1 protein-coding gene is annotated in these 240 nt (G+C 69.6%); it reads right to left on the bottom strand.

Going from position 1 to position 240, the window contains the following annotated elements:
- Nucleotides 1-23 precede the first annotated feature (23 nt).
- A partial coding sequence (locus ACQG3P_RS22635) for a magnesium transporter (protein ID WP_426806305.1) occupies nt 24-240 on the bottom strand: 217 nt, incomplete at its 5' end.

Genomic DNA, 240 nt, shown 5'->3' with positions numbered 1-240 from the left:
CGCGGCGGGGCGACATGGTGCGGTTACAGCAGCGTGCCGCGCAGGATCATCGCCGCGATGCTGAAGTAGCTCCCCCGGCCGGTGACGTCGACCAGGGTGGCCACGAACGGTGCCGAGGCGCGGGCCGGGTCGAAGCCCAGGCGCTTGAGGATGAAGGGCAGCATCGAGCCGGACAGCGAGCCGAAAGTGACGATTCCGACCAACGCCGCACCGATGGTGAGCGCCAGCAGCTGCCAGTGC

Source organism: Stenotrophomonas sp. SrG (genome assembly GCF_050031795.1).
GTDB classification, from domain to species: Bacteria; Pseudomonadota; Gammaproteobacteria; order Xanthomonadales; family Xanthomonadaceae; genus Stenotrophomonas; species Stenotrophomonas rhizophila_A.
The sequence above is the reverse complement of the archived record's forward strand: the minus strand, read 5'-3'. Positions and strand labels throughout refer to the sequence as shown.